Origin of the sequence: Alteromonas sp. MmMcT2-2 (assembly GCF_022348305.1) — a bacterium.
Taxonomy (GTDB): domain Bacteria; phylum Pseudomonadota; class Gammaproteobacteria; order Enterobacterales; family Alteromonadaceae; genus Alteromonas; species Alteromonas macleodii.
The window spans coordinates 1-5,958 of sequence record NZ_JAKRFA010000088.1 but is presented as its reverse complement, the minus strand read 5'-3'; the positions used below and the strand labels follow the sequence as shown (position 1 = coordinate 5,958).

Genomic DNA, 5,958 nt, shown 5'->3' with positions numbered 1-5,958 from the left:
AAACTGTACTAAATAAATCCGGAATCAGTGTTCAAATAATTCCAGAATGAGTGTTCAAGTATTTCCGGAATCGCTGTTCAGATCCGGCCGGAATATGCAAAGATGTGCTGAATTTGGTTATCGAAACGACAAGGAAGGCGTAAGGCATGACAGACAAGGCGGAGTTAAGCTCAACAGAAAGACAGCTAAGAGACGCATTGGCGCGGCTTGTTCATCAAAAGCCGATTAACAGAGAGTTGAAACAAAAGCTTAAAGCCAACAAGCTTAAAATTGTTGTTTCTAATGTTGAGAAAGAAGCGGGGTTATCGAATGGATCGGCCAGGCGCTATCCAGAAACAAAAGCGCTGATCGAAAGCGCTGAAGCAAATCGTGTTCATGGAGTAAGCAATGTGTCCGATACTGTGGTTCGCGGCCACCCTCTCCACATAAAGGCTAAGGAAGACTTAGACAAAGCTAAAAAAGAAATCAAAAAGCTTAAGAGAGAAATTGAGAAGAAAGAAGAAAAGCTTGGAGATTATAAAAAACGCTTAAAGTCTCAAGCCGTGAGAATGCACCAAATGACCGTTGCTATGTGGGAACATATGCCTGAAGAATGCAAGCATATTGAGTTAATGATCGATGTGGAAACAACGGGGGCAACAGGCAACGTTCTAGAATTCAAAAAGCGAGAGAAGCTAGATTAGCTCCGAGACTTATGTTCTTAGCTGGATTAGTCTGGACTCAACCTGTCAAATTCAAATCACGATGCAATTAGGTCCGACAGGTTGCTCTAAGGGGTTTTGCGCCCATCCCCTCGAAATTAACCTTAGTCTAAGTTTTTAAGCTTTTTTCTAACTCTAATTACCGTACTTCGACTAACTCCAACTGCTTCAGCCGTTTTATTAATACTAAATCCAGCTTCAGTAAACGAGGCAATCCTATCATGAGCCTCTAAATCAGGCTGACGACCGTGATAAAGTCCCTTTTGCTGTGCTTTTACAATACCTTCTTTTTGCTTACGTTCACGTTCTCGATATTCTTTATATGCACTGGCCGCTAATATTTCTAACAGCATATTATTAATAGCACTAAGTATTGATCTCATAAAATCATCACTTGGAAAACTGCCAAATGTTAAATGACTGGTTGGTAGATCTAAACTAACAACACTAATTCCTTTTTCATTTATTGAGGCTACAAGAGTTTTCCAATCATCAGGGCTTAGCCTTGTTAAACGATCGATTGATTCAACTAACAAAACATCACCGGACTCTGATTCATCCAATAAACGAATTAGCTCTGGTCTATCTAAAGAATTACCAGATTTATTTTCTATATAAAAAGAAGCAATTCGTTTGCTGAAGCCAGAAACGAATTTTTTTAATGAGCTTTTTGCTCTATTTGCATCTTGCTCAGAAGTTGATGCTCGTAAATATGCTCTTATGAACATTTTTGCCTAATTAGGTCTATTTAGATGGTGTCATATCATATAGGTTTATTTAAGTGGTGTCATTACGTAATTGCCTGTGATATATTAACAGTATCTTTAGGGTGTACTCATGTAGAACTGCATGTAATAACACTAATTTGGACTTTGATAATGAAAAAGGATAAACCATACATTGTTGTGGTTTAATATTGTTGTAACAACGGTAACTTTACTTATTTAATAGAAGAAAAAACAAAATCAATTAGCGATGTTTAAACTGGTATTCATTGATGGTCACTTTAATTAGATATAAAGTAAGTAAACAAAAAGTCAGTAAGGTAATTGATAACGTGTCTAAACGAACCATAAGTATGTTGGCTAAAGAACTGAGTGTAAATGTCGAAACAATTCGCTTTTATGAACGCAAAGGCTTAATTAAACAACCACCAAAGCCTATGCAGGGCTATAGACATTACCCGAAAGAAACGGTAAATAGAATACATTTTATCAAGCGTTCTCAAGAATTAGGTTTTACGCTAAATGAGATTGAAGGGTTACTTGCGTTAAACGATAGTCCATGTAGTAAAGTACAAGAATTAGCTAATAAAAAACTGATCGCAGTACAAAAAAAGATGGCTGACTTGTTGTTGTTAGAACACGCTTTGGAAGAACATTTAGGACAATGCCAAAATAATGATGACGATAGCCACTGCCCAATAATTGATTCGTTGCAACCGAAGTAAATGATTCACTTAACTACCATTTCCCACTAAAACAGCATATCCAATTTTACTTCTGCGCCTTAATTCAAGTTAGCTTATTCCCCGTATCTGTCGTAGCAGATTATCAAAGATAAATTTTTTATAAATCACCCTTGACTCCGTACTTAGGTACATGCAATACACTTGCATTATCACTTAATGAGGTATCTATATGAATCAAAAAAAATCAAACCTTCCAATGATAGGAGGCATCATAGCAGCATTAGGCGCAGGCGTATGCTGTGTAGGTCCTTTGCTCCTGTTATTACTTGGGGTAAGTGGCTCATGGATTGGTAATTTAACTGCATTTGAACCCTATAGGCCATTATTTATCGCATTTGTAGTGTTGTTGTTTGGCTACTCAGGTTGGAAAATTTACCGTCCTGTAGAAGAGTGTGAGCCGGGAACGGCCTGTGCAATTCCTAAGAAACAGCAACAACGAAAAGTCATTTTCTGGCTGAGCGCTATAGTTGCGACAATTTTAGTGACCAGTAATTATTGGATACTTTTGTTTGCTTAATATACAGATCAAGAAATTTATAACATTTTAAAATTTGGAGCTAATTATGAAAAAATTATTATTAACCGCACTGCTTTCACTTTCTAGTTTTGGTGCTTTTGCTGAAGTAAAAACAGTTACACTGGAAGTGCCAACGATGAACTGTGCGACATGTCCAATCACAGTTAAAAAGTCATTAGAAAATGTTGATGGCGTTGAAAATGCGAAAGTTACCTACAAGCCTAAGCTAGCTGTTGTTTCTTTTGATGACACTAAAACCAACATCAATGCATTAATTGCAGCGACTACCAACGCTGGCTACCCTTCAAATTTAAAAAGTGAAAATAAGTAATGTTTAGCCCCTTAGAACTAGTTACGCGTATCGGAGATAAAGCAGGCTCTATAGGTGCACTTGTTTCGGCAATGGGATGCGCCATGTGTTTTCCCGCGATAGCTAGTCTTGGTGCGGCAATTGGGATGGGATTTCTTAGTCAGTGGGAAGGGGTATTTATCAATACGTTGTTACCACTGTTTGCAGTATTAGCGCTGGCAATGAATATCTTAGGCTGGTTTAGCCATCGTCAATGGTACCGTAGTTTTATCGGTTCAATTGGCCCCATTTTGGTTTTACTCTCTTTATACCCTTGGTTCCAGTACGGGTGGAGTTCATACGTTACTTATACGGGGCTAGGACTAATGGTTGCTGTATCAATTTGGGACATGGTTTCTCCTGCGAATAAACGCTGTGATGATGAAACTTGTACCGCTTAACTTTTTTAGAGGAATAAAATATGTCAACGAATAGTTGTTGCTCGTCAAATGACATCCAGCCAGAACAATTACATGTAGCCATTATTGGTAGTGGTTCAGGGGCCTTTGCCAGTGCGATTAAAGCAGCAGAAGGCGGAGCAAGAGTTACTATCATTGAAGGAGCCGATGTAATCGGAGGTTGCTGTGTAAATGTCGGCTGTGTTCCTTCAAAAATATTGATCCGTGCTGCGCAATTAGCGCATCAGCAACGTACTAACCCGTTTGATGGTTTAGAAAATATTCAGCCACAACTTAGCCGCTCCTTATTAGCACATCAGCAAAACGCTCGCGTCGAAGAACTACGCGATGCTAAATATCAACGTATTTTAGAGAGTAATCCCGCGCTATCTTTACTTAAAGGTTATGCACGTTTTAAAAATCAAAATACCTTGCTAGTTCACAAGTCTGATGGTAGTGAAGAAGAGCTGGTTGCAGATCGCATTTTAATTGCAACAGGCTCTACACCAAGCATTCCGCCAATTAAGGGTTTAGTTGATACACCTTATTGGACATCAACAGAAGCCTTATTTGCAGAAGAGTTACCGAGTAGTCTAGTTGTCATCGGCTCCTCCGTTGTTGCTCTGGAAATTGCGCAAGCTTATGCCCGTTTAGGTAGCCGTGTGACAATTCTAGCCAGACATACCCTTTTATATGCTGAAGATCCGTTATTAGGTGAAAAACTGGCAGAGTGCTTTGAAAAAGAAGGTATTAGGGTACTTAATAATACGCAAGCAAGTCATGTTTCTTATGATAGCAATGGTTTTTCATTGGAAACTAACGAAGGAACATTAATCGCTGAAAAATTGCTTATCTCTACGGGTCGCCATGCAAATACTGGAAAGCTTGGTTTAGAAAATGTTGGTGTTGAAACAGATAAAAGTGGTGCCATTGTTGTTAATAGTATGATGGAAACATCAACAGCTAACATTTATGCCGCTGGAGATTGCTCCAATATGCCACAATTTGTTTATGTTGCTGCTGCTGCCGGAAGTAGGGCTGGAATTAATATGACAGGTGGAAATGCGCAACTCGACTTATCTACCATGCCTGCTGTTATATTCACCGACCCACAAGTTGCTACGGTAGGTCTAACCGAAGTACAAGCTTCAGCGGTAGGAATAAATACGATAAGTCGTGTACTTGATATGGAAAACGTACCAAGAGCTTTAGCAAATTTTGAAACGGATGGTTTTATCAAGTTGGTAGCTGAAGAATCCACGGGAAAACTGATAGGCGCACAAATTTTAGCCCATGAAGGCGGAGAACTGATTCAAAGTGCGGCTCTTGCTATTCATAATAAAATGACAGTCGAAGAATTGGCAGGTCAACTATTTCCGTATTTGACGATGGTTGAAGGATTGAAGTTATGCGCTCAAACCTTTAGCAAAGACGTTAAAGAGCTATCTTGCTGCGCAGGGTAATCATTTAACGGTAATGTACTTACAGAAATGTTAATGGAGTGCCAATTGATTGAATGTAATCAAGATATCTTAAGGCATTCCATTAACAACACAAATTGGAAGCATGCTAAATCATGATTAAATCTAAGGTTGAAAACATTCCTGTTGGTGAAGTCAGTTTTTTGACAGAGATACCTGACATCAATAAGTTCATTAGTAGTGATGATGATGCGTTGGATTTTCCTTTGAGTATTTCTCAACTGGCACTAGCTGCACAAACATCTGTCCATACGGTAAGAAATTATGTTCTTGAGAACTTAGTACACTGCGAAGAAAAAACTAAGTCAGGCCATTCACTTTACGGCTTATGTGCATTAAAGAGATTAAAGTTCATTCGAGCAGCAAGGGCGGCAGGTCTTCTTGTAGTTGATATCAAGCCATTACTAATGGCAATAGATGCAGGAGAAAGAAAAGTTCCTGAAGACATCCAAAAGCTGCTACTTACTAAAATCGAGCATAGAAAAGTATTTTTAAATCTAGTAACAAACCAAATTGAAGAGTTTTGCAATTAGAACAATTATAGAACAGTTCATGGCTCGACTAAAAACTTGTTAGCTTATCTGTTTTCTATCAATGTTAGCTTGTATATATCAAGCATATAGAATATCAACACCTCCAATTTTTAATGGCACTTTGATGCGCAGTACCTTTTGAATTAGAAATACAAACAGATGGCATTCTTTAACTTATTGATTCTACATCACTAAGTAAACCAGCTAAGTCGATTTCTTTGCGGTCTTTATTAAAGGCATATTCCCCATTTAGATTAATGTGTTGCCAAGCAACAGGTGAAAGCCGAGAAATAACATCAACCACATCTTGCCTACCGTTCCTCTCTTGGATTTGTAAAAATGCCGATAGTAACGCGGAATTATAATAAATAATGCAATTTGAAATGAGTCGAGCACAATCGTTCCATTGTGGGGTTCTAGGGATTTTCCCCTCTAAAAAGACATAATCCTCTGTAGACCACACCAATAAATGGCTGCGGAGGTGGTTTACTTTCAGCTTGGAGCCTAA

At 38.5% G+C, this 5,958-nt stretch carries 9 protein-coding genes; 7 read left to right on the top strand and 2 right to left on the bottom strand.

The annotated features are described in order from the left end of the window. Nucleotides 1-146: 146 nt before the first annotated feature. Nucleotides 147-683: a hypothetical protein gene (locus MHM99_RS20675; protein ID WP_061094524.1), complete on the top strand. Its 537-nt coding sequence runs from the start codon at nucleotides 147-149 to the stop codon at nucleotides 681-683. A 122-nt stretch (nucleotides 684-805) separates the two neighbouring features. Here MHM99_RS20675 and MHM99_RS20670 read toward each other — a convergent pair whose 3' ends face one another. Beyond that, entirely contained in the window at nucleotides 806-1,429 is a 624-nt protein-coding gene (locus MHM99_RS20670) for a recombinase family protein (RefSeq protein ID WP_008467336.1), read from the bottom strand. A 269-nt stretch (nucleotides 1,430-1,698) separates the two neighbouring features. Here MHM99_RS20670 and merR point away from each other — a divergent pair, with 269 nt between their 5' ends. The 6 genes from merR (at nucleotide 1,699) to MHM99_RS20640 (ending at nucleotide 5,450) form a co-directional block, all read left to right on the top strand. Then, nucleotides 1,699-2,151, top strand: a complete 453-nt coding sequence (gene merR / locus MHM99_RS20665; protein ID WP_008110844.1) for an Hg(II)-responsive transcriptional regulator — start codon at nucleotides 1,699-1,701, stop codon at nucleotides 2,149-2,151. 190 nt (nucleotides 2,152-2,341) lie between these two features. Next, nucleotides 2,342-2,689, top strand: a complete 348-nt coding sequence (locus MHM99_RS20660; RefSeq protein WP_012517597.1) for a mercuric transporter MerT family protein — start codon at nucleotides 2,342-2,344, stop codon at nucleotides 2,687-2,689. Nucleotides 2,690-2,735: 46 nt separating this feature from the next. Then, complete coding sequence (gene merP, locus MHM99_RS20655; protein ID WP_008110847.1) at nucleotides 2,736-3,020, top strand: mercury resistance system periplasmic binding protein MerP; 285 nt, start codon at nucleotides 2,736-2,738, stop codon at nucleotides 3,018-3,020. Then, nucleotides 3,020-3,439 (top strand): organomercurial transporter MerC, encoded by a 420-nt coding sequence (gene merC, locus MHM99_RS20650; RefSeq protein ID WP_012517596.1) that lies wholly within the window; start codon nucleotides 3,020-3,022, stop codon nucleotides 3,437-3,439. The genes merP and merC overlap by 1 nt, the downstream gene beginning before the upstream one ends. A 20-nt stretch (nucleotides 3,440-3,459) precedes the next feature. Beyond that, nucleotides 3,460-4,899 carry a mercury(II) reductase gene (merA, locus tag MHM99_RS20645; RefSeq protein WP_008467329.1) on the top strand — a complete coding sequence of 480 codons (1,440 nt, stop codon included), beginning with the start codon at nucleotides 3,460-3,462 and terminating at the stop codon, nucleotides 4,897-4,899. A 113-nt stretch (nucleotides 4,900-5,012) separates the two neighbouring features. After that, complete coding sequence (locus MHM99_RS20640; protein WP_008110853.1) at nucleotides 5,013-5,450, top strand: MerR family transcriptional regulator; 438 nt, start codon at nucleotides 5,013-5,015, stop codon at nucleotides 5,448-5,450. Nucleotides 5,451-5,619: 169 nt separating this feature from the next. On the opposite strand, the gene MHM99_RS20635 is transcribed toward MHM99_RS20640, so the two are convergent. Continuing rightward, nucleotides 5,620-5,958 (bottom strand): Tn3 family transposase (locus tag MHM99_RS20635; protein ID WP_187447707.1); only part of this gene is annotated, 339 nt, incomplete at its 5' end.